The organism is Chromohalobacter sp. HP20-39 (assembly GCF_033052815.1).
Lineage (GTDB): Bacteria > Pseudomonadota > Gammaproteobacteria > Pseudomonadales > Halomonadaceae > Chromohalobacter.
The window spans coordinates 138,453-161,059 of record NZ_JAWHTP010000002.1 but is presented as its reverse complement, the minus strand read 5'-3'; the positions used below and the strand labels follow the sequence as shown (position 1 = coordinate 161,059).

The following is a 22,607-nucleotide window of genomic DNA, read 5'->3' as shown; positions in this document are numbered from 1 at the left end:
CGCTCATGACGGCGTGCACGTGTTCTCGGCTGTCTCCAGTGGCGCGGCGCGCCGGCGTACGCGTGCCAGCAGACTGCCGTGACGACCGCACAGCGCCGAGGCGAGATAGGCCATGCCGGCGACCAGGATGATGCACGGCCCGGAGGGCAGTCCCAGGTGGTACGAGACCAGCAGGCCGCCGGTGCTCGAGACCATGGCGATGAGAATCGCCAGGCCGATCAAGCCCTCGAGGCGTTGCGACCAGAAGCGCGCGGTGGTGGCGGGCAGCATCATCAGACCCACCGCCATCAGAGTGCCCAGCGTCTGAAACCCGGCCGTCAGGTTGAGCACCATCAGCCCCAGGAAGACGCCATGTACCAGGCCGCCGCGAATGCCCTGGCCACGTAGGAACAACGGGTCGAGGCATTCGACCACCAGCACGCGAAAGATCAGTGCCATGACCAGCAGCGTGGCACTGGCCACCGAGGCGATCAGCCATAGCGCGGTGTCGTCGATGGCGAGAATCGAGCCGAACAGCACGTGGGTGAGATCGACGCTGCTGCCGCGCAGCGACACCAGCATCACCCCCAATGCCAGGGAAATCAGATAGAAACTGGCCATCGCCGAGTCTTCACGATGGCCGGTCATGCGCGACACGCTGCCCGCCAGCCCGGCGACCAGCAAGCCTGCGACCAGGCCGCCGAGGCTCATCGCCGGCAGCGAAAAACCCGCCAGCACGAAGCCCAGCGCCACGCCGGGCAACACCGCATGAGCCATGGCGTCACCCACCAGACTCATACCACGCAGCATCAGGAATACGCCCAGCGGTGGCGCGGCCAACGACAGTGCCAGGCCGCCGACCAGGGCGCGGCGCATGAAGGCGTAGTCGGTCAGTGGGGCGACGAGCCACGCATCCAGCGTGGTCAGTAGGTCGAGCATGGCGGGATGTCCGGCAGGTTCAGGGAAATAAAGGGGGCTTGGGTGTGCGCGTGGCGGCGCGCCGGTGCATGATGCCGCTCGAGCAGCGTTTCCGGTTCGACCCATTGGGCGTGGCCGCCGGCCAGCAGCAAGACGCAATCGGCCAACTGCGCCAACTGTTCCATGTCATGCAGGACCACGATCACTGTGGCGCCGGCGCTGGCCATCTCGCGTAGGGTGTCGCAGAGTATTTCCACGGTATGCGTATCGACGTTGGCGAACGGCTCGTCGAGCAGCAGCAGTTCCGCTTCTTGCATCAGCGTGCGGCCGAGCAAGGCGCGCTGGCGTTGCCCACCGGAAAGCTCGCCCAAGGGGCGGTGCGCCAGACCGCTCAAGCCCAGGCGCTGCATGATGCTGTGCATGCGCCGGTAATCGGCCGGCCCGTAGCGCTTGAAAGTGCCGTGCGTGGGCCAACAACCACTGAGCATCAGTTCCTCGACACTCATCGGAAAGGTCAAATCCAGCGCCAGTTGCTGCGGCAACCACGCCCGACGTTCCTTGGGCACGCCACAATCGACCTTTCCGCTGAGTGGTGGCAACAAGCCCATGATGGCTTGGATCAAGGTACTCTTGCCCGCGCCATTGGCACCCACCAGCGCCGTGATCGCGCCATCCTCGAAGGTACCGCTGATGTTCTCCAGCACCGTCCGTCCGCCTTGGGCCAGGGTCAGCGTCTCGAGGCTCAAGCGACTCATGCAAAGGCTCCCATGGCCCACGCCACGGCCAACCACAGCAACCCCAGCGGCAACAGCGTCAACAGAACGCGGCGCCCCGCGCCCATCGACATCAATGAAAAATGACAAGGCCCATCCGGGCGGTGACGATGTGGCATGACGACTCCTTTAAATTCCGGGGAGGTTATAACATAACAAAACGTTTGCCAAGCTCTGAGATTAATTCATCGACACATGCATTTTCCCTATCGTGCAGGAAGCGGGCTAGCAACATTGCTGATAGCACTTGAAGGCATTTATCCCCAGGACGCATGCTCGCCCTCAATGCTCTAGTCGATTGCGGCTCAGAAATCTAAGCATTCCTTTTGTTCGTGGCTCTTCAATACTTGCGTGTTGACAGTTAACATTTGTGTGGTTAGGCAGGTATGAGCATTAGGTTCCCGTATTGAACCATTTGGGTTACTAGGCTGCGTGTTTCGAACTGCTTGGGGATATCGGCAAATGCTTAGACCGATTTGTTTGAGTGATCCCCAACCACTAAATAAACGAGGAGTGGCACATCATGGCCATGGCACAGCGAGGCAGTCTCTCGCTCAAGAGTCTCGAGCGCACGACATTGCGTGAACAGTGCTTAGTCGCCCTACGGTCAGCGATTACCTCGGGACAGCTATCCGCCGGCGAACACTTGGTCGAGACCGAGCTCTCCGAGGCTTTCGGCGTCAGCCGTGGGACGCTCCGCGAGGCGTTGCGTCGGCTGGAACAGGAAGGCTTGGTTGTCGCCGGGCCGCGTGGCCGCTTGAGCGTACGTACCGTGAGTCTGGAGGAAGTCACCGACATCTATCGTGTACGCGCTTCCCTCGAGGCCCTTGCGGCGCGCACGCTCAGCGAGGATGCCGAACGTCAGGATAAGGTCGCCAAGCTCAAGAAAGCGGCAGAGCGGCTGCATCAGTCGGAAGGCGACCTCCAGGCGCAGGTCGAAGCTGACCTGGCCTTCCATCGACTCCTCTGCGAGCTGACCGATAATCAGGCCCTGATCAGCACATGGTCGAATTTAGAGGGACCGATTCGCATGACGTTCATGCATGCCGGTACGGAACTGGCCTTGCGCAACATGTCCGCTGATCGTCATATGACGATCGTCGACGCCATCATGACCGGCGATACCCGCCAGGCGGAAAACGTGGTCATCGAACATATGGACGAGGCCGTCCGACGCTTGCATGACGCCTTCGCGACCTTGGACAAGGCGGCCTCGAACGCCGACTGATTGTCTGCCCTCGAATCCTGCCAGCCCAGCCTTATCGAGACACAAAAAAGCCCTGGCACTTGCCAGGGCAATGGAGGCCCATCTAGGGCTAGCGAGGTGTTCCGTATCGCTATCTGAGCCAGCTTTTGAGGCGCTCCGCCATTGCTGCGACCGAGATGCCATAGCGGTCATGAAGTGTCGGTAGTGCGCCAGCATCAAGGAAGGCGTCGGGCAGTCCAATCTGCTTGAAGGTCGGGTTGAGCGACGAGTGCATCAGCAGTGAGGCTACGGCTTCGCCCAGCCCACCGACCACTGAGTGGTTTTCCGCCACGACCACCAGCCGGTCTCCTCGAGCTACCTCATCAAGGATGGTGGCATCGTCAAGCGGTTTGATGGTTGGGCTGTGGAGTACTGCGACATCAATGTGATCTTCAGCAAGTTGTTCGGCGACCTGTAGGGCGCGCATGGTCATGAATCCCGAGGAGACGACCAGAATATCTTTGCCGTCACGCAGGAGCGCGGCCTTGCCCAACTCGAAGCGATAGTCGTAGTCGTCGAGAACCACCGGCACGTTGCCCCGCAGGAGACGCATGTAGACCGGCCCGTCGAAATCGGCGATGGCCCGGGTCGCCTGGTCGATATCGATCGCATCGCAGGGATCGATGATCGTCATATTCGGCATGCCACGGAAGATAGCGATGTCATCAGTCGCCTGGTGACTGGGACCATAGCCGGTGGTTAGTCCGGGTAACGCGCAGGCGATCTTAACGTTGAGTCGCTCCTCGGCTATGTCCATGGCGATGAAGTCATAAGCACGCCGTGCGGCGAAGACCGCATAGGTAGTTGCAAATGGCATGAACCCTTCGCGTGCCAGGCCGGCAGCCGTGCCCATCAGTAGTTGTTCGGCCATGCCCATTTGGTAGAACCGGTCAGGATAGGCCTGGGCGAAAATATGTAGATCCGTATACTTGGCCAAGTCAGCGCTCAGGCCGATGATATCCTGACGCTCGCGGCCGAGTTCTACGAGCGCATCGCCGAATGGTGCCTTCCGTGTCGCTTGGCCTTCCTCGGCGATTGAGGCGATCATCGCCGAGGTGGTTAACTTCTTCTTGGGGGCCTGAGTAGTGGTGCTCATGTGTTTCTCCCTTGCGCCAGAACATCGAGGGCCTGCTGCCATTCACCCTCGTCGACGCGAATGAAGTGGGTCTTGTCGCGTTGTTCCAAGAACGGCACTCCCTTGCCCATCAGTGTGTTGCAGATGATCACTCGCGGTTCAGGGCCGTCGTGGAGGCGTGCGTTGTCGAAAGCAGTGGTCAGTGCGGCGATATCATTGCCGTCGACCCGTTGAACGTGCCAGCCGAAGGCTCGCCACTTATCTTCCAAAGGCTCGAGCCCCAGCACCTTGGTGCTGGCGTCGTCGGCTTGCTGGTTATTGAAATCGACCACGGCGATCAGGTTATCGAGCTGCCAATGAGCGGCTGACAGCGCGCCTTCCCAGGTAGCTCCTTCATTCAATTCACCGTCGGAAAGCAAGTTGTAGACGAAGGCATCGGACGACTTGCGCTTCAGTCCCAAGGCCATGCCGACTGCAATGCCCAGGCCGTGGCCTAGCGAGCCGCCGGTAATTTCCATGCCGGGTGTATAAGGCGCCATACCCGACATCGGCAGCCGGCTGTCGTCAGTGCCATAGGTCTCGAGCTCCTCCATGGGGACCAGGCCGGCCTCCAGCAGCGCTGCATAGAGGGCGATGGCATAGTGGCCGATCGACAGTAAAAAGCGATCGCGCCCTTCCCAGTTCGGCTCTGCCGGGCGGTAGGACATGGCATGGAAGTAAGCTACCGCCAATATGTCTGAGACGCCTAGCGCCTGGCCAATGTAGCCTTGCCCCTGGACTTGGCCCATGCGTAGGGCGTGCCGCCGGAGATGGTAGGCGCGTTCAGCCAACTCGCTCGAGCTGGCCGCTTCGGATTGCTCTACGGTTTTCATGGTGACTCCGAGTGCCCTTAAAGGCTTAATACATGTGCATGCCGCCATTAATGTCGAGGGCGGCTCCGGTGGTATAACTGGCGAGATCCGAGGCTAGAAACAGGAAGGTGTTGGCAACGTCCTGAACCTCGCCGAAACGGTTGAGCGGAATGGTCGCGAGGATATTCTTGCGCATGTCATCGGTCAGTTTGCCGCCGGTGATATCGGTGAGTATCAGGCCTGGGTTCACCGAGTTGATACGTATGTTGTAGCCGCCGAATTCGCGTGCCATGGCTTTGGATAGCCCCAGCATGCCGGCCTTTGCCGCGCTATAGTGCGGGCCACCGAAGATGCCGCCGCCACGTTGCGCCGATACGGAGGCAGTGTTGACGATGGAGCCACTGCGTTGTTCGACCATGTAGGGAAGCACAGCCTGGGACATGTACAGCATGCCGCGCAGGCTGACGTCGGTGACCTGCTCGTAGTTTTCCGGGGTAATCTCCAGGGTCTTCAGTGGCTGGGTTATCCCGGCGTTGTTGATCAAAACGTCGATCTGCCCCAGCTTATCGAACACCTGCTTCGCTGCCGCGTCGCACGACGCCTTGTCAGTCACGTCGCATGCGACGGCCATGACGCGTTCGTCACTAATGGAAGCAGCTGTTTCCTCGCACTCCGATTGCACTAGGTCAGTGATGACCACAGTAGCCCCATGTTCATGAAACAGCTGGGCCGTGGCCTTACCAATGCCACGAGGACTCGCAGCTCCGGTGATGATGCAAACTTTATCTTTGAGCAGCATGTTCATAACTCCTTTGAAGTGGCTTGGCCACTGAGGTGATGAGTGACATACGATAAGGAGCTGGTAATTCCTTCCTCGATGTCTGCGAGTGGAACCCGGCTTGGAAACTTGTGGGGCTGGGCCTGTTCGTCACGCCGCAATCGGAACGGCAACTCCAAGCTAAAGGGCAGTGTTGGGCTGCGTTCGGCGACGGCGGCGAGGATCGGGACATAGTCGATATCGCCCGTACCGAGTGCGCCGAAGGCGTAGCCCGTCGCATCGCGGGTTACGGCCTTGAGATGTAGGTGGCTCACCTGGGACAGGGCCGCCATGGCATCTTCGACGGGGTCAAGTCCGGGGCGGTGGGAGATCACGTTGCCGGGGTCGTAGTTGATGCCGAAAACATTGCGGTCGAGCCGCTCCAGCAGTGGTGTGATGTCCGACGCATCATTGAACAGGTTGTCGCTGCCGTCGCCTGGGTTCTCCAGGCAGATCCGCAGGCCGGCATCGCGGGCAATTGCCGCCATTTCCGGTGCCAGTTCGAAAAACCGGGTCGCATTCTGGCGCGCGGCCGAGTTGGTGATGAGATGGCTTGCCCCCAGCTCGGCGGCGAAGCGGGCCCTCACCGCGAAACTGGATAGCGCCCCGTCAAGACCGAGGTCGATATGGCCGGAGAACACCGGGCAGTACTGCCCGTGACGGGTGAGCTCCGCTCCGATCTCCCGAGCGTAGGCGGTGTGCAGGTCGGCGTCAGTGAACTCGTTAACGTAACCTTTGATAAAAGCGATCTCGACGGCGTTGACATGGCAGCGCGCCAGCGAAGCCAAGATCTCGGGCAGTTCATAGCCGTCGAAGGCGGCAGTGCTTACGGTAATTGGTTGCGTCATGTATCAGGCTCCGATGATCAGGGCAGGGGCATAACTGACCACGATCAGTACGATCAGGGCGAAGATATAGAAGGGCACCAGTGCCCGCGCGGTTTCCTCGATACGTACGCCAGCGATCGATGACGAGATATAGAGGGTGGTGCCGACGGGGGGCGTGAAGAGTCCGATCGCGAGGTTGAGTACCATCATGATCCCGAGCTGGACCAGGCTCATGTCGATGGCATCGGCCAGTGGTAGCAAGACCGGTGCGAGCAGCAGAATGGCTGGCGTCATGTCGATCACTGCGCCGACGATCAACATCAGCACGTTCATGAAGGCGATAACCCAGACATCGGCGAGCCCTTGGGCTTCAATGAAGGCGCTCAGTCGAGCAGGTAGCTGATCGACGGTCAGCATCCAGCCCAGGATCGATGACGCCATGATCAGCAGCATGACGGCACCTGTCGCGCGGCCGGCGCTGAAGATCGAGCCAATCACCGAGCGCCAGGACAGATCCCGATAACACAGACGCACGATGAGGGCGTAGAACACCGCAATGACACTGACTTCGGTTGGGGTTGCGATGCCCCCGATGATCGCGCCCAGGATCAGTACCGGCATCAGTAATGCGGGAAGCGAGGTGACGAATTCGCGAGCGATTAGCCGTAGATCGAAGCGGGTCTCCTGTTTGGGAAAGTTGCCGCGTCGGGCAATCAGATAGACCGCAGCGATGCTGGCGAGCCCGAACATCAGACCGGGCACGACGCCCGCGAGGAACAGGGCGCCGACCGAAACCTGAGAGACGCTCGAGTAGATGATCAACGGGATGGAGGGCGGAATAATCACACCGATGACCGAACTGGCCGAGTTGACCGCGGCCGCGAATGGGCCAGGATAACCTTCGCGCTTTTGCCAAGGGATCAACACCGACCCTAGCGCCGAGGCATCGGCAACCGCCGAGCCAGAGACACCGGCGAAAAGCATGGAAGTCACGACGCTGACTTGTCCTAGTGCCCCACGCACGCGGCCGACCAGCAAGCTGGCAAAATGGATAATGCGTTGGCCGAGCGTGCCGGCGATTAGCAGCTCGCCCGCAAGTATGAAAAAGGGGATCGCCAGCAGCAGTGTGCTCTGGGTCGAATCGAAGAAGCGCTGTGCGGCAATACTCAACGGGTAACTGCCACTGAACAGCAGCCCTGCACCACTGGCGATTAGTAAGGTGTAGCCGATCGGCAGCGATAGCAGTAGTAGCAGGATGAAGACCGGCAAGGCGATGAGGGTCATGATGGCAGCTCCCCGGCCGAGGTCTGTTGGTTGGTGCCGTTCCCATCGTTGGGAAGGCATAGTTCAATGGCGTCGAGAACCGAGAGCACAGTGAGACACAACGCACCGGCGGGCAGGCTGTAGAAAGCGACGGTTGCTGACCAGCCGAGTACTGGCGTCGTCTGGTACTGCATGAATTGCAGGAGCGGTTGTGACTGTACGATCAGGGTCGCCATGGTGACGGCGATCAGCGCCTGCATCGCCACGGATATGATTCTTTGAGCTTTGGCGGGCAGTTGGCGGACTACGTAGTCGACCCCTAGATGCTCATGCTGGACGGCGGCCATGACGATGCCTCCCATCACCAGCCATGGAAATAGGATCAGCGGTAGCTCGGCGCTCCAGGCGAGCGAACTGGACAGCACATAACGCACGATTACGCCGGCCATCAGCGTCAGGCCGATGCTGATGGTCGTGGCCAGCACGACGAGTCGTGCCAGCCAGTCGATCAAGCGCCGCACCAAGTTGAGCGGCTTGGTTAGATTGAATCGAGACATGATGATCTCCTCGCTCCAGCATCGGCCGGATGGTCACGGCGGCACGCGAGGCGTGCCGCCGAGGGAGCCTTATTGAGCACTGGTCTGCTGGTTGGCTTTTTGGGCAGCCTTCTGAGCTTGGGTGACGATGTCACCTAGCTTGTCCTGCCACTGCGTGTATACCGGCTGAGTCGCCTCACGGAACGCCGAGGTGTCGACGCTGTTGACCTTGATGCCCTGCTCCTGCTTGAGCTGGTCGAGAAGCTCCTTGCTTTGCTTGACGAGAGTCTGGCGTTCATACGTCCTGGCCTCTTTAGCGGCCTTGGAAAGGGCTTGCTGCTCCTCCTCGGAGAGTTTGTTCCAGGTAGAAAGGCCGATGACGACGGGCGTGACCTCGTATTTGTAGTCAGCCATCGATAGGTATTTCTGCACTTCGTCGAGGTGAGAAGAGACGATGTTGACCAGCGGATTCTCCTGACCGTCCACGGTACCTTGCTTGAGGGCAACGTAGAGCTCGCCGAACGCCATGGGGGTCGGGTTGGCGCCCAGCTGTTTAAGAATCGAGATAGTCATCGCATCTTCAGGGGCACGAATCTTCAGCCCTTGCATGTCTTCCGGCACTTTGATCGGGCGTACGTTGTTGGTGAATTGACGGAAGCCGTTGCTCCACCAAGCCAGTACCTTGAGCCCGCGTTTTTCGGCCTGCTTGGCGACCTCGTCACCGATGGGGCCATCGACGACTTGCCAGGCCGCTTCCGGTGAATCGAATAAAAACGGTAAACCGAAAACATTAGCCTTGGGCACCATGGTGGCCAGTGAGCCCTGGCTGTTGGCGCTCAGGTCCAAGGCACCGGTCTGCAGCTGCTGCAGCATCTGCAGGTCGGAGCCAAGCTGTTCTGAGCCCTGGGTTTGTAGTGTTAATTCGCCGTCGCTGTATTGCTTGGTGAGCGAAGCCATCTTTTCGACCGCCAGCGTGCGCGGGTTGCCCGGCGCAGCACCGTGACCAAGCACGAGTGTCTGCGCTGAGACCGCAGGGAATGCCAGCGTGCTCAGCACCGCGCCCAAGGCGGCAGTTGTGAGGAATTTCTGAACTCTCATGGCGTTATCCTCCCTTCCAGCACCGGTATCGTGCGTAATTGTTAGCTGCCTCGTGACCGGTGCATCTTCGAGTGAGCCGCTCATTGATTACCTAAAGCGGTCGTTTATTGCTCTATGGGGTATGTAGAACCCACATGACCCAATAAAGGTGGTTGACTGTTAACAGTCAACATTGAGACTTGTTAAACTTTAGGATGATCTTTATAAATTCTCATTTTTCAGATACTTATTTGAAGATGTGGCAAGGTTGTAGACTAAAGGCGCATGACCGGGCACTGAGCAGAGTAGGGCTAGGCAGGGTTCTTCTTCACGGTACTCATGATGTATTGATTTCCAGTGATGAGAAGGCGATCACAAGAGACTGTAAATGAATTTTTCATTAATAAAACAATTGCTGCAGGGGTTCGCGATTTCCGAGTTCGGTTTGCTGGGTACTCGGCACAAGGCTTGACTGAGGCATAAAGAATTGTTTTCTTAATACGCCTGTTCAATAAACGGTACTTTTACGTATTGCTTCTAAGCTAGTAAAAGCGGCGTGCCGAGTCGTGCGCCTGCTGCCGTGAACGCAAACCTTGCCTGAACCAGATCAGGAATTTCTATGACGACACAATCCAACAACGAGGCGCCGCCACGCGACCGCCTCAATGGGCCGGTGTTCTATAGCTCGGTGGTCGGCATCGTCGCCTTCTCACTGTGGGCGATGCTCGCCACCGACCAGGCCAACTCGGTCATCAATGCCATCCTCGGCTGGATCTCTAATACCTTCGGTTGGTACTACTTCCTGACGGTGGTGATCTACCTGGTCTTCGTGATCTACCTGGGACTGTCTCGCTACGGCAGTATCCGCCTGGGGCCCGAGCATTCGCGCCCCGACTTCAATATCTTCTCGTGGTCGGCGATGCTGTTCTCCGCCGGGATCGGTATCGGCGTGATTTTCTTCGCCCTGGCCGAGCCACTAACGCAGTTCTACAACGCGCCCAACGCGCCCGAGGATCAGGTCGCTGCAGCTCGCCATGCCATGGAGCTGACCTTCCTGCACTGGGGCCTGTCCGGCTGGGGCATCTACACCTTGGTGGGCATGGCGCTGGCTTTCTTTAGCTACCGGCACAACCTGCCGCTGACCATCCGCAGTGCGCTCTACCCGATCTTTGGCGACAGGATCTACGGCATGATCGGCCATGTGGTCGATACCGCCGCCGTGCTGGGTACGGTGTTCGGCATTGCCGCAAGTTTGGGAATCGGGGTCATTCAGCTCAACTTCGGCCTGGACTACATGTTCGGCATTCCCAAAGGCACCTGGACGCAGGTGGTGCTAGTACTGGGGATCGTGCTGTTCGCGACCATCTCTGCGGTAACCGGGGTGGAGCGCGGCATCCGGCGTCTTTCTGAGTTCAATATCCTGCTGGCGGTCTTGCTGCTGCTGTTCGTGCTGTTCGCCGGCAAGACGATCTTCCTGCTCAACGCGCTGGTGATGAACGTTGGCGACTATCTGTCCAACTTCATCAGCCTATCGTTCAACACCTATGCCTTCGACCGGCCGACCGGCTGGCTGAACGGCTGGACGCTGTTCTTCTGGGCCTGGTGGATCGCTTGGGGGCCGTTCGTCGGACTGTTCCTGGCGCGCATCTCGCGGGGCCGTACTATCCGCACCTTCGTGCTCGGCACCATGACGCTGCCCATCATCTTCATGTTCCTGTGGATGTCGTTGCTGGGTAACAGTGCCATCGACATGGCGATGAACGGTGCTAGCGAGTTTGGTCAGCAGGTGATGAACAACCCGCCGGCGGGGATCTACCTGTTCCTCGAATCGTATCCGATGCCGATCCTGACCACTGCTGCGGTGAGTATCCTGGCGATCGTGTTCTTCATTACCTCCGGGGATTCCGGGGCGCTGGTCCTCTCGAACTTCACCTCGAAGCTCAAGAACGTCAACAGCGATGCGCCGATCTGGATGCGTATTCTGTGGTCGGCGGTGATTGGTGTTCTAACCCTGTCGCTATTGCTCGCCGGGGGCCTGAGTACGCTGCAGAGCGCGGTGGTGATCACCGGGTTGCCGTTCTCGATCGTGCTGTTCTTCATGATGGCGGGGCTACTCAAGGCACTGAAACTCGAGGCCTTCAAGGAAGACAGTCGGCGCCTGAGCCTGGCCGGTCAGCTTTCTGGACGTACCGGTGGCGGCAGCGAACGCGATTCGCGCAACTGGCAACAGCGCCTCCGGCGTGCCATGAGCTTCCCGGGCAAGAAGCAAGCGCGGCGCTTCATGGACGAGACCTGCAAGCCGGCCATGGAAGCCGTGCGTGACTCCTTGCAGGAGCAGGGCGTGTCTGTCGAGATTCACGAAGGCGTGCAGAACGGCGACGACTACATGTCGCTCAACGTCGACTTCGAGGACGAGCAGAACTTCACCTATCAGATCTGGAGTCAGGGCTTCTCGACGCCCGGGTTCGCGATGCATGCGCCGCATGCCGACTCGCGCTACTACCGGCTGGAGGTCTATCTGCTCGAGGGTAGCCAGGGTTACGACCTGATGGGCTACACCCGCGATCAAGTGATCGGCGACATCCTCGACCAGTACGAGCTGCACATGCAGTTCCTGCACCTCAACCGGATAGAGCCGGGCAACATCAACATGCCCGACAGCCCGGAGCAGCCGCCTTCGTAAGGCGTACCCGGTCGGCCGTTAGGCGGCCGACCTTCGTTATGAAGATGCTTGCCCCCGGTCGCGACGCGGTCGGGGGTTCTTGCGTGGGAGAGGCGAACAATACCAAATGCCGAGAATCGTCTGGACGCAACCTTCTTCAGAGGATGGTAACGTAACAATCGCAGATAAGAGGCTCTATTCTGAGACTCATGAACCAGTCGACGTGTGCCGGAAAACGCCTTGGTGCACTGTCTTTGGCTATACGCCAACTGTTTGATTTTTATGGATCTTTAACAAATCACGCTGATCAAAAAATAGGCGATATCGTTGGTGGAGATATCCCGTTCTATTTTATCCTTTATAAACAACTGACTATAATTAGTCCGTTCCCCGCAGGCGCGGGGATAAACCGGTTCGGACGCCGGACCCCAAGTTAATCATCACCCGTTCCCCGCAGGCGCGGGGATAAACCGTTGGTCACCAAGTCGCGCCAGTCCGTTGTCCGCCGTTCCCCGCAGGCGCGGGGATAAACCGACGCTCAAACAGTGGGCGCGTCGCTGCCAGCGCCGTTCCCCGCAGGCGCGGGGATAAACCGGCCAGGACTGAGACGAAGCAATCCACGCGTTGCCGTTCCCCGCAGGCGCGGGGATAAACCGCCGAGGCGGTGGCCACGCCCATCGAGCAGGAACCGTTCCCCGCAGGCGCGGGGATAAACCGCCGATCTCGCTGAAGCGTTCGCCAATGAAGACCCGTTCCCCGCAGGCGCGGGGATAAACCGGCAACAAAAACCGTGATCTATGTCGCCGCGTTCCGTTCCCCGCAGGCGCGGGGATAAACCGTCTTTTCAGTGACACCATTACCAGCTCCATTACCCGTTCCCCGCAGGCGCGGGGATAAACCGATGAAGGGCTTGGCCGAGCTGATCCAGAACGGCCGTTCCCCGCAGGCGCGGGGATAAACCGACGATATCAACTACGAGGAGCTGGACCGGCTCCCGTTCCCCGCAGGCGCGGGGATAAACCGCCACTCGCGGCGATGCACCCTGATTGAGCATGCCGTTCCCCGCAGGCGCGGGGATAAACCGACTATTAGCACGCGCATACACGCAAATGGGATCCGTTCCCCGCAGGCGCGGGGATAAACCGTCTGTCGCCACGTTTAGCCAGCAAATGGCAGTCCGTTCCCCGCAGGCGCGGGGATAAACCGTCGCTGCTATCAACCAGATGCGCAAGCAGCATCCGTTCCCCGCAGGCGCGGGGATAAACCGTCCTCACCGCCAGGGGTGGCTCGCATCAATCGCCGTTCCCCGCAGGCGCGGGGATAAACCGTCGCCACGCACCTCGTCGCGCAGATAAACACCCCGTTCCCCGCAGGCGCGGGGATAAACCGCCAGAGGTGAATCATGAAAACAAACCCAGACGCCGTTCCCCGCAGGCGCGGGGATAAACCGCGGTTTGGGCCAGGCATTGCCGGCGACGACGACCGTTCCCCGCAGGCGCGGGGATAAACCGTAGCAATATCATGGGATACAGCGTTCCATTATCCGTTCCCCGCAGGCGCGGGGATAAACCGGCGGGGTATATAGTCATGCAGGGTGAGTATGCCCGTTCCCCGCAGGCGCGGGGATAAACCGGAGAGGAGGTTCGTAACCGGGATGGCGAGCCCCCGTTCCCCGCAGGCGCGGGGATAAACCGTGAGTCTATGAGCATGCTTGCCGCTGGATCGGCCGTTCCCCGCAGGCGCGGGGATAAACCCGTATCCCGCATGATTATCTGACAGCTAATAGGCCGTTCCCCGCAGGCGCGGGGATAAACCGACAAGGCCCGCACCGAGCTGTACCGGCTCAAGCCCGTTCCCCGCAGGCGCGGGGATAAACCATGAACAGCACGATCATGAAGGTCATGCGTGGCCCGTTCCCCGCAGGCGCGGGGATAAACCGGCTCCTTATGGGTATGCCCATAATAATAGATACCGTTCCCCGCAGGCGCGGGGATAAACCGTATCGCGACCCGTCGAAAAACGAGCTCATCGACCGTTCCCCGCAGGCGCGGGGATAAACCGAGTGTGCGCGAGAACGCTTCCGCGACTGCCGACCGTTCCCCGCAGGCGCGGGGATAAACCGCGCTCGATCAGCTCTTGTCGCCGCTGGCGAGCCCGTTCCCCGCAGGCGCGGGGATAAACCGCTGGTGAAGGCCGAGAAAGACAATCGACGCATCCGTTCCCCGCAGGCGCGGGGATAAACCGTCTCCCAGCGAAAGCGAGCATCAGCCGCACATCCGTTCCCCGCAGGCGCGGGGATAAACCGTGCGCCGGGAGACACGCCCCGGTAACGGGCTCCCGTTCCCCGCAGGCGCGGGGATAAACCGACGAGGGAGCCGGTTTACGTGCGGCCCAGCACCCGTTCCCCGCAGGCGCGGGGATAAACCGGTTATATCCCATGGATAAAATCCGTCTCGATACCGTTCCCCGCAGGCGCGGGGATAAACCGGATTCTCGACATGGAGGTGGAGCGCCGCACGCCCGTTCCCCGCAGGCGCGGGGATAAACCGTAATCTGTGTCGAGCGGTTGTTGAACCGGTTGCCGTTCCCCGCAGGCGCGGGGATAAACCGTCAATCTGCGACGTAATCGTGTCCATGCTGACCCGTTCCCCGCAGGCGCGGGGATAAACCGCCGTTACGAAGTTGATCTGCACGAAGTTGTCGCCGTTCCCCGCAGGCGCGGGGATAAACCGTAGACACGATGTGATGCTGCAGTGGCATTTCACCGTTCCCCGCAGGCGCGGGGATAAACCGACGCGGCTGTAAATCAGTCGGCACACTAGCGCCCGTTCCCCGCAGGCGCGGGGATAAACCGGACGGCATAGCGTGGCGGCAGAGGCCGCTTGCCCGTTCCCCGCAGGCGCGGGGATAAACCGCATGTGGACCTGATTTCACCGGCGGACCACATCCGTTCCCCGCAGGCGCGGGGATAAACCGGTTTGCAATATTGCCGAGGATACGCCTGTTAACCGTTCCCCGCAGGCGCGGGGATAAACCGCTCTCTCGGGAGATCGAGCGGCTGGGGGATCACCGTTCCCCGCAGGCGCGGGGATAAACCGACCAAATCCTGCAGGATGAGATGACAGGCGGTCCGTTCCCCGCAGGCGCGGGGATAAACCGCCCCAACAGGGTCAGGCAAAACGGCCATACTCCCGTTCCCCGCAGGCGCGGGGATAAACCGGCGATGTACGGCGACACGCTCCCCGACTACCGCCGTTCCCCGCAGGCGCGGGGATAAACCGCGATGACCGGCGGCACGGCAAACCCCGAGCTGCCGTTCCCCGCAGGCGCGGGGATAAACCGGGCGGGATTCGACCCGAGCGAAAAGTACAGACCATTGCGTATGGCTGAACTGGCATTAATGTGCACTTCGTGCTACATAATAGATCACTATGTAGCACGAAGATGTCATATGGCGACTCCTCATAATCCTCCGGCAGCTGTGCGGCGCGCGCTGCGAAAGCTCGGGGCCGACATTCATGATGCGCGACGCCGGCGCCGGCTTACCATGGCCGTCGTTGCGGAACGCGCTTTTACTTCACGTTCGACCCTGCAGAGAATCGAGGCGGGTGACGCCAGTGTCGGCATCGGTATCTATGCTAGCGTTCTTCAGGCGTTGGGACTTCTCGATGGGCTTGCTCACATCGCCGATATCGGCAACGACAGCGTTGGTCAGGCGCTTTCCAGCGCTGAGCTGCCCAAGCGAGTCGTGTTGACGCGATCACCTAGGTCTTCACGCAATGACTGAGTTCGAAGTGCATATCGACCTCAATGGAGGAGCATCTCCAGTCGGTCTGGCCAGGTGCAATCGCGTGCGCGGCACGGAGAGGATTCTCTTCGAATACGACGCCGCATGGCTCGAGTCTCCGGATCGCTTCTCACTGGAGCCTGCTCTTGCGCTCACGCGTGGGGCCTTTGCACCGCCTGCGGGATTGACCAGTTTCGGCTCCATTGGAGACTCGGCCCCTGATACCTGGGGCCGGCGTCTCATGCAACGTGCCGAGCGGAGGCGTGCCGCGCGGGAAGGTCGCAATGTTCGAACGCTTGCCGAGAGCGATTATCTGCTAGGGGTAGCGGATGAGACCCGGCTCGGCGCCCTGCGTTTTCGCCGAGTGGGCGAGGAATCTTTCCAGGCGCCGGTTCAGACTGGCGTTCCCGCGCTCGTCGAGCTGGGCCGGCTGCTCCAAGTCACGGAGCGTGTCTTGCGTGATGAGGAAACAGATGAAGATCTCCAGCTCATCTTTGCACCCGGTTCTTCCCTGGGTGGAGCCCGCCCGAAAGCGTCGGTAATCGACCAACACGGCCACCTCTCTATCGCCAAGTTCCCGAAGGATACCGACGAATATAGCGTGGAGACCTGGGAGGAAATCGCGCTCCGCTTGGCCAACCAGGCTGGCATCGTGACTCCGCAGCACGAACTGGTCGACGTGGGAGGTCGGGCCGTCATGCTCTCGAGGCGGTTCGACCGAGACGGCACCACCCGCATCCCGTTTCTTTCCGCGATGGCAATGATGGGCGCCAGGGATGGCGAACCTGGCAGCTATCCCGAGATGGTCGATGCTCTGACCGCGCATGGTGCTCAAGGAAAGACAGATGCGCACGCCCTTTATCGACGCGTCGTCTTCAGCGTGATGATTTCCAATGTCGACGATCATCTGCGCAATCACGGCTTCTTGTGGTTGGGAAGCGCTGGATGGTCACTCGCTCCGGCCTATGACCTCAACCCGGTTCCCAGTGACCTCAAGGCGCGGGTGTTAACGACGAACATCGATCTCGACGAGAGCACCTGCTCGGTCGGTCTGCTGGAGGCAGCATCCGGCTATTTTGGGCTCACGCTGGCGAACGCTCGGCGGATCATCAAGGAAGTTGCCGTGGTAACCGCAACCTGGCGGGATACTGCCAGGGCGGTTGGCGCACGCCCGGCCGAGATCGAGCGTATGGCCAGCGCTTTCGAGCATGACGATCTCAAGCGAGGGTTGGCACTGTAAAAGTCAGTGCCTTGCACCTTCGATCTGTCTGGCCTGATACTCGCTGATGAAATACCCGGACCTTATAACCGAGGCTTATGGGAGCGCACGTGACACCTAGCCAGCAAGGCGCCACGGCGAGTTGAATAACTATTCAGGATTGCCCGCTCACGCTACAGGAAGTCTCCCGAATCAATAAAGCCATTGCTGCAGGGCTTCGCGATTACCAAGGTCGACCTGCTGGGCACGTGGGTCGCCTTCCACGTGGCGATGATTGATGCCGTATTCGCGCAGCACGTATTGGGCGAGCGCGCAGCGGCAGTTGATCGCTAGCATGTGCTCCTCCATGGCGTAGTCCTGCGCGATAAGTTCGCGTTCCGCTTGGCTGAGACGTCGGTCGGGGATGATCTCCAGTGTCAGGCGATTCTCCCAGTCCACATCGTTCGCTTGGGCCGCAGCGGGCAATGCATCGCCGATGGCCTCGGGCACACCGCGAAAGCGCGATAGCACGAAATCGCGAAAGGCAGCGTTCTTCTCGCAATACGCACGGACGTGCCAGCGTCCTGCGGCATAGACCAGGGTGTGCGGGGCAATGAGCCTGTCCTCGCCTTGGGGGGAAGAAAAGCTCGCGTAGACGACCTCCAGACGCAGACGCTCCCGCGCCGCCGACACCACTGTGCGCACGACTTCCGGCGAGACATCGCGAATCGGCATCGGAACCGATTCCGTATTGGCCGCGCCCAGACCCAGCCCCACGAACTGCGGATTCAAGGCATCGTGCGTGCCGAGCAGGTGCAAATATTCATCCACATGGCCGCGAATGAAATACGGCGTGAAATGCGGTGTCGGTACCCACGCCTTGCGCGACGTATCGTAGACAAGGTTATCCACCGCGACTTCCTCGCGGTAAGTGCGCAGCACCTGCTGGGCCCGGTCCTTGCCCAGTTGAAAGGCCTCGCGCAGCGCGGCGGCCGTGACGCGCCCCTCCCAGTACGCCAACAGCTCGATCACGTGATAACGCGCCTGCGTGTCCCAGGCGAGCGGCGATATTTCCTTCATGATGCATCCCCCATGGTCTTTCACTTGCGCAACCGGCCGGAAAATTCCCCTGGTGTTTTATCCATGGGCTAGTCGGGCTCAAGCGACTTTGCTTATATGAGGGTAACAGAGCGTAAGCCGTTGTAGCCGCCCCCAATGCCGGAGGTTCCATGGATGATTTGTCACCGTCGGATCTAAAAACGATCCTGCACTCCAAACGCGCGAATCTTTATTACCTCCAACATTGCCGGGTCCTGGTCAATGGCGGTCGTGTCGAGTATGTCACCGACGAAGGCAAGCAGTCGCGCTACTGGAACATCCCTATTGCCAATACGACGTCGCTACTGCTGGGAACGGGCACGTCGATTACCCAGGCCGCGATGCGCGAGCTGGCCAAGGCCGGTGTGCTGGTGGGATTTTGTGGCGGTGGCGGCACGCCGCTGTTCGCGGCGAACGAAGTCGATGTGGACGTCGCCTGGCTGACGCCGCAGAGTGAGTATCGACCGACCGAGTATATGCAGCATTGGGTGCGTTTCTGGTTCGATGATGACAAGCGCCTCGATGCTGCCCGTGCCTTCCAGATGGCGCGGTTATCGCGCATCGAATCGCTCTGGCAAAGCCGGCCGCTCAAGGAGGCGGGTTTTGACATATCCGCCCAGCATTTGAGTGATGCCTTGGCACAACACCGAGAAGCGATTGCCAGTGCATCCGATACCGTGGAATTACTGACGCTCGAGGCGCGTCTGACCAAGACGCTGTTCAAGCTGGCGGCGCAAGCCGTCAAGTATGGCCAGTTCACGCGCGCCAAGCGGGGCAGTGGCGCCGACCCCGCGAATCGATTTCTCGACCATGGCAATTACCTCGCCTACGGGCTGGCGGCAACGGCGACCTGGGTTCTGGGAATTCCCCATGGCCTGGCGGTCTTGCATGGCAAGACGCGTCGGGGAGGTCTGGTCTTCGATGTCGCGGACCTGGTCAAGGACGCCATCATTCTCCCGCAAGCGTTTCTCTCGGCCATGAAAGGGGACGAGGAACAAGAGTTTCGTCAGGCATGTATCGAGCGACTGACGCGTACCGAATCCCTCGACTTCATGATCGATACGCTCAAGGCCGTGGCCCTCGACCTCGGAGGGCCTGACGCATGAATGTGCTGCTGGTCTCCCAATGCAACAAGAACGCGTTAAAGGAAACGCGACGCGTCCTCGATCAATTCGCCGAGCGCCGGGGAGAGCGTACCTGGCAAACCCCGATTACGCTCGAAGGGCTCGATACGCTGAGAAAGTTGCTGCGCAAGACGGCGCGCAAGAATACCGCCGTGGCATGCCACTGGATTCGCGGGCACGATCACAGCGAACTGATGTGGGTGGTCGGCGATGCCAAGCGCTTCAACCTTCAGGGCGCGGTACCGACCAATACCACCTCACGGGATATTCTGCGTCGCGAGGATGAAAATGATTGGCATAGTGGCGAGGACATCCTGCTGCTGGCGTCCATGTCAGCATTGCTGCACGATCTGGGAAAGGCTTCCGCAGCCTTCCAGCAACGGCTGCAAGGCAAGCTGGAAGGGCGCAACCTGTATCGTCATGAATGGGTGTCGCTGCGGCTCTTCCAGGCCTTCGTCGGTGACGACGATGACGCGACCTGGCTCACGCGACTCGCCGAGGGGCATTATCAAGAAACAGATTGGTTAGAGAATATGGAACGCGATGGCCTCGACCCCGAGCCCTCCGCCATATTCCGACGTTTGCCGCCCTTGGCTGCGGCTCTCGGGTGGCTGATCGTGAGTCACCACCGGTTACCTCTCAAGCCCCCCGACGACATATCGAACCCCGCGACCCGTTGGGGCAGCCAGAATGTCACGCTGCAAATGGATCAACTGGGGGACGTCCTGTCGCTGATCAATGCGCAGTGGAACGAGATCCCCACGACTCAGGAGTCGAAGCGGGTCACGCCGTATTGGACGTTTAGCCAAGGGCTACCGCTTTCCACGCGACGTTGGCGCGAGCGCGCGGCCAAACAGGCGAAACGACTACTGGCGCGATTATCCGATGACACGAACTGGCTCGATAGCCCTTATGTCATGCACCTTGCGCGCCTGTCGCTGATGCTGGCGGATCACCACTACTCGAGTCTTGAAGATCCGGCCAGGCGGGTAAGAGGAGAGCCCAACTATCCACTGGTGGCCAATACCGTGCGCAAGACAGGGCAACCCAACCAATTGCTCGATGAGCATATTCTGGGAGTCGAAAAGCACGCGAGTGCCATCGCGCGTGCCTTGCCGACCGTGGAGAGCCATTTAGCACGTCTGGCGCGGCATAAAGGCTTTCGTAAGAGAAGCGATCATCCTCGCTTTCGCTGGCAGGACAAGGCGTTCGACCTTGCCCAGTCGCTGCGTGAGCGTAGCCAGCGTCAGGGCTTTTTCGGCATCAACATGGCCTCCACCGGTTGCGGTAAAACGCTGGCCAACGGGCGCATCATGTATGCCTTGGCGGACTCGGAGCAGGGCGCGCGTTTTAGCATCGCGCTGGGACTTCGCACGCTCACGCTGCAAACCGGCCAGGCGCTGCGCGAGCGCTTGCATCTTGGGGAAGATGAACTCGCGGTACGGGTCGGCGGCAGTGCCAACAAGGCACTATTCGAGCACTACGAGAAAGACGCCGAAGCCAGCGGTTCGGCTTCGACGCAAGGGTTGATCGATGAAGATGCCCACGTGGTATTCGAAGGCAATATCGACACGCATCCCGTGCTTCGCCGCCTGGGGGATGAGCCGGGCACACGCTCGCTGATCGCCGCGCCCATTCTCGTCTGCACCGTAGACCACCTGGTGCCGGCCACCGAAAGCACACGGGGCGGACGCCAGATCGCGCCGATGTTGCGTTTGATGAGCAGCGATCTGGTGCTCGATGAAATCGACGACTTCGATATCAACGACTTGCCGGCCTTGACACGCCTGGTGCATTGGGCCGGCTTACTCGGCTCGCGCGTATTGCTGTCATCGGCCACTTTGCCGCCCGCCTTGGTGCACGGATTGTATGAAGCGTATCGCAGCGGGCGTGAAGCTTATCAGTGTCATCGCGGCGAGCCAGGCCAGCCCGTGGATATCTGCTGTGCGTGGTTCGACGAAAATGATCGCCAGCATCAGGACTGCGCCGACGGTGACGCCTTCAGCGCCGCGCATGCTGCCTTTGCAAATCGACGCCTCAAGCGCCTGGCCGAGAGTCCCGTGCGCCGCCGAGGCGAACTCCTTCCCTTGCCGGCATTGGGCAAGCGCCCGGAAGAGATTCGTGCTGGCCTGGCCGAGGTGCTGCGCACACAGGCTGCCCAGCTACACGAGCGTCACCATTCGCCTGATCCTGTCACCGGCAAGCGCGTGAGCTTCGGTTTGATCCGCATGGCCAATATCGACCCGCTAGTCGATGTCGCCAGGTCGCTCTTCCAACAAGGCGCTTTCGCTGGGCAACGCATCCATCTGTGCGTGTATCACTCGCGGCATCCGCTGGTGATGCGCTCGGAAATAGAACGCCGCTTGGACCGCACATTGCAACGTGCCGAGCCGGACCATGTGTTCGAGCAGGCCGATATCCGGCGTCTGCTGGATGGCAGCGACGAAGCCGACCATCTGTTTATCGTGCTCGGGAGCCCGGTCACCGAAGTTGGTCGCGACCACGACTATGACTGGGCGATTGTCGAGCCTTCCTCCATGCGCTCGATCATCCAGTTGGCCGGGCGGGTATGGCGCCATCGCGACAAGCGCTGCGACACGCCGAATATCCAGCTCCTGGAGACCAACCTCAAGCACCTGGAAGACCCTGGGCGACTCGCTTTCCAGCGTCCGGGATTCGAGACCGATGAGGCTTGGCGACTCAATAATCACTCGTTGAATGCGCTGCTCGCGCCGGATGAATATCAGATCATCGACGCTCGGCCGCGTGTGCTGGCACGCGAGACGCTATCCCCGCGCGATAGTCTGGTCGATCTGGAGCACCAGCGGCTGATAACGCAAATGCTGGAGCCACCCACGCAGCCGCTGACCAAAAAAGAACGCAGGCTGGGCATGGAGTCGTCGCCACCACCCTTGGGAGCTTATAGCTGGTATGCCGTGCCGCGCATGCATCTGACCGGCGTACTCACCCAGCGTCAGCGTTTTCGCCAACCCACCCAGACTGACGTAGCGCTCGCGTTATTACCCGATGAGGGTGGAGAAACCTGGACACTGCATCGCGTGGAAGACGGTGCCAAGCGTGGTGAAACGCTTTACGTAGAAGTCGAAGAGAGCCTGATGGCGCGGATAGATCTGGAGCATGAACGGGGCGAGCGCATTCAGCCCTGGGGCGCCGATGACTACCTGACCGCGCTTGCCGATCTCGCCGAGGACCTGGATATCTCGTTGGATAGAGCCGCACGCACGTTCGGCATCGTCAGTGCACCCGAGAGCACGCATGGGTGGCGCTATCACCCTGTATTGGGATTTGTGAAGAAGGGATGAGTGAATTTGCACGTAAAGCGATATAGGGTTGAAGGTAAACTAATGTTAAACGT

The 22,607-nt window shown here is 60.2% G+C and carries 17 protein-coding genes and 1 CRISPR repeat array; of the genes, 6 read left to right on the top strand and 11 right to left on the bottom strand.

Annotation, left to right across the window (positions count from 1 at the left end):
• Positions 1-3: 3 nt before the first annotated feature.
• The 3 genes from RVY79_RS04255 to RVY79_RS04245 are packed head-to-tail and all read right to left on the bottom strand — an operon-like array spanning position 4 to position 1,789.
• Complete coding sequence (locus RVY79_RS04255; RefSeq protein WP_317462785.1) at positions 4-918, bottom strand: metal ABC transporter permease; 915 nt, start codon at positions 916-918, stop codon at positions 4-6.
• Positions 903-1,652, bottom strand: a complete 750-nt coding sequence (locus RVY79_RS04250; protein ID WP_317462784.1) for an ABC transporter ATP-binding protein — start codon at positions 1,650-1,652, stop codon at positions 903-905. Before RVY79_RS04250 ends, RVY79_RS04255 begins: the two co-directional genes overlap by 16 nt.
• Positions 1,649-1,789 carry a hypothetical protein gene (locus tag RVY79_RS04245; protein ID WP_317462783.1) on the bottom strand — a complete coding sequence of 47 codons (141 nt, stop codon included), beginning with the start codon at positions 1,787-1,789 and terminating at the stop codon, positions 1,649-1,651. The genes RVY79_RS04250 and RVY79_RS04245 overlap by 4 nt, the downstream gene beginning before the upstream one ends.
• Positions 1,790-2,193: 404 nt before the next feature.
• Here RVY79_RS04245 and RVY79_RS04240 point away from each other — a divergent pair, with 404 nt between their 5' ends.
• Positions 2,194-2,898: a GntR family transcriptional regulator gene (locus RVY79_RS04240; protein WP_317462782.1), complete on the top strand. Its 705-nt coding sequence runs from the start codon at positions 2,194-2,196 to the stop codon at positions 2,896-2,898.
• 109 nt (positions 2,899-3,007) lie between these two features.
• On the opposite strand, the gene RVY79_RS04235 is transcribed toward RVY79_RS04240, so the two are convergent.
• The 7 genes from RVY79_RS04235 to RVY79_RS04205 form a co-directional block, all read right to left on the bottom strand.
• On the bottom strand, positions 3,008-4,012 hold the full coding sequence (locus RVY79_RS04235) for a transketolase family protein (protein WP_317462781.1): 1,005 nt from the start codon (positions 4,010-4,012) through the stop codon (positions 3,008-3,010).
• A complete protein-coding gene (locus RVY79_RS04230) occupies positions 4,009-4,863 on the bottom strand; it encodes a transketolase (RefSeq protein ID WP_317462780.1) in 855 nt (284 codons plus the stop codon). The genes RVY79_RS04235 and RVY79_RS04230 overlap by 4 nt, the downstream gene beginning before the upstream one ends.
• Positions 4,864-4,888: 25 nt before the next feature.
• Positions 4,889-5,647, bottom strand: a complete 759-nt coding sequence (locus tag RVY79_RS04225) for an SDR family NAD(P)-dependent oxidoreductase (protein ID WP_411161697.1) — start codon at positions 5,645-5,647, stop codon at positions 4,889-4,891.
• Positions 5,644-6,507 (bottom strand): sugar phosphate isomerase/epimerase, encoded by an 864-nt coding sequence (locus tag RVY79_RS04220; protein WP_317462779.1) that lies wholly within the window; start codon positions 6,505-6,507, stop codon positions 5,644-5,646. Before RVY79_RS04220 ends, RVY79_RS04225 begins: the two co-directional genes overlap by 4 nt.
• A gap of 3 nt (positions 6,508-6,510) precedes the next feature.
• Positions 6,511-7,770 carry a TRAP transporter large permease gene (locus RVY79_RS04215; protein ID WP_317462778.1) on the bottom strand — a complete coding sequence of 420 codons (1,260 nt, stop codon included), beginning with the start codon at positions 7,768-7,770 and terminating at the stop codon, positions 6,511-6,513.
• Complete coding sequence (locus tag RVY79_RS04210; RefSeq protein WP_317462777.1) at positions 7,767-8,306, bottom strand: TRAP transporter small permease; 540 nt, start codon at positions 8,304-8,306, stop codon at positions 7,767-7,769. The genes RVY79_RS04215 and RVY79_RS04210 overlap by 4 nt, the downstream gene beginning before the upstream one ends.
• Positions 8,307-8,375: 69 nt before the next feature.
• Complete coding sequence (locus RVY79_RS04205; RefSeq protein ID WP_317462776.1) at positions 8,376-9,467, bottom strand: TRAP transporter substrate-binding protein; 1,092 nt, start codon at positions 9,465-9,467, stop codon at positions 8,376-8,378.
• A 514-nt stretch (positions 9,468-9,981) separates the two neighbouring features.
• Here RVY79_RS04205 and betT point away from each other — a divergent pair.
• The 3 genes from betT to RVY79_RS04190 all read left to right on the top strand — a co-directional run bounded on the left by betT (position 9,982) and on the right by RVY79_RS04190 (position 17,051).
• Positions 9,982-12,045, top strand: a complete 2,064-nt coding sequence (gene betT / locus RVY79_RS04200) for a choline BCCT transporter BetT (RefSeq protein WP_317462775.1) — start codon at positions 9,982-9,984, stop codon at positions 12,043-12,045.
• Positions 12,046-12,407: 362 nt separating this feature from the next.
• A CRISPR array of direct repeats spans positions 12,408-15,366; the repeat unit is 29 nt; unit sequence CCGTTCCCCGCAGGCGCGGGGATAAACCG.
• Between the two features lie 40 nt (positions 15,367-15,406).
• Positions 15,407-15,811 carry a helix-turn-helix transcriptional regulator gene (locus tag RVY79_RS04195; protein WP_317462774.1) on the top strand — a complete coding sequence of 135 codons (405 nt, stop codon included), beginning with the start codon at positions 15,407-15,409 and terminating at the stop codon, positions 15,809-15,811.
• On the top strand, positions 15,804-17,051 hold the full coding sequence (locus RVY79_RS04190; RefSeq protein ID WP_317462773.1) for a HipA domain-containing protein: 1,248 nt from the start codon (positions 15,804-15,806) through the stop codon (positions 17,049-17,051). Before RVY79_RS04195 ends, RVY79_RS04190 begins: the two co-directional genes overlap by 8 nt.
• A 171-nt stretch (positions 17,052-17,222) precedes the next feature.
• Here RVY79_RS04190 and RVY79_RS04185 read toward each other — a convergent pair whose 3' ends face one another.
• Complete coding sequence (locus tag RVY79_RS04185; protein ID WP_317462772.1) at positions 17,223-18,089, bottom strand: WYL domain-containing protein; 867 nt, start codon at positions 18,087-18,089, stop codon at positions 17,223-17,225.
• A 149-nt stretch (positions 18,090-18,238) separates the two neighbouring features.
• Here RVY79_RS04185 and cas1f point away from each other — a divergent pair, with 149 nt between their 5' ends.
• Both cas1f and cas3f read left to right on the top strand, forming a co-directional pair.
• Complete coding sequence (cas1f, locus tag RVY79_RS04180) at positions 18,239-19,213, top strand: type I-F CRISPR-associated endonuclease Cas1f (RefSeq protein WP_246898334.1); 975 nt, start codon at positions 18,239-18,241, stop codon at positions 19,211-19,213.
• On the top strand, positions 19,210-22,554 hold the full coding sequence (cas3f, locus tag RVY79_RS04175) for a type I-F CRISPR-associated helicase Cas3f (RefSeq protein ID WP_317462771.1): 3,345 nt from the start codon (positions 19,210-19,212) through the stop codon (positions 22,552-22,554). The genes cas1f and cas3f overlap by 4 nt, the downstream gene beginning before the upstream one ends.
• Positions 22,555-22,607: the final 53 nt, after the last annotated feature.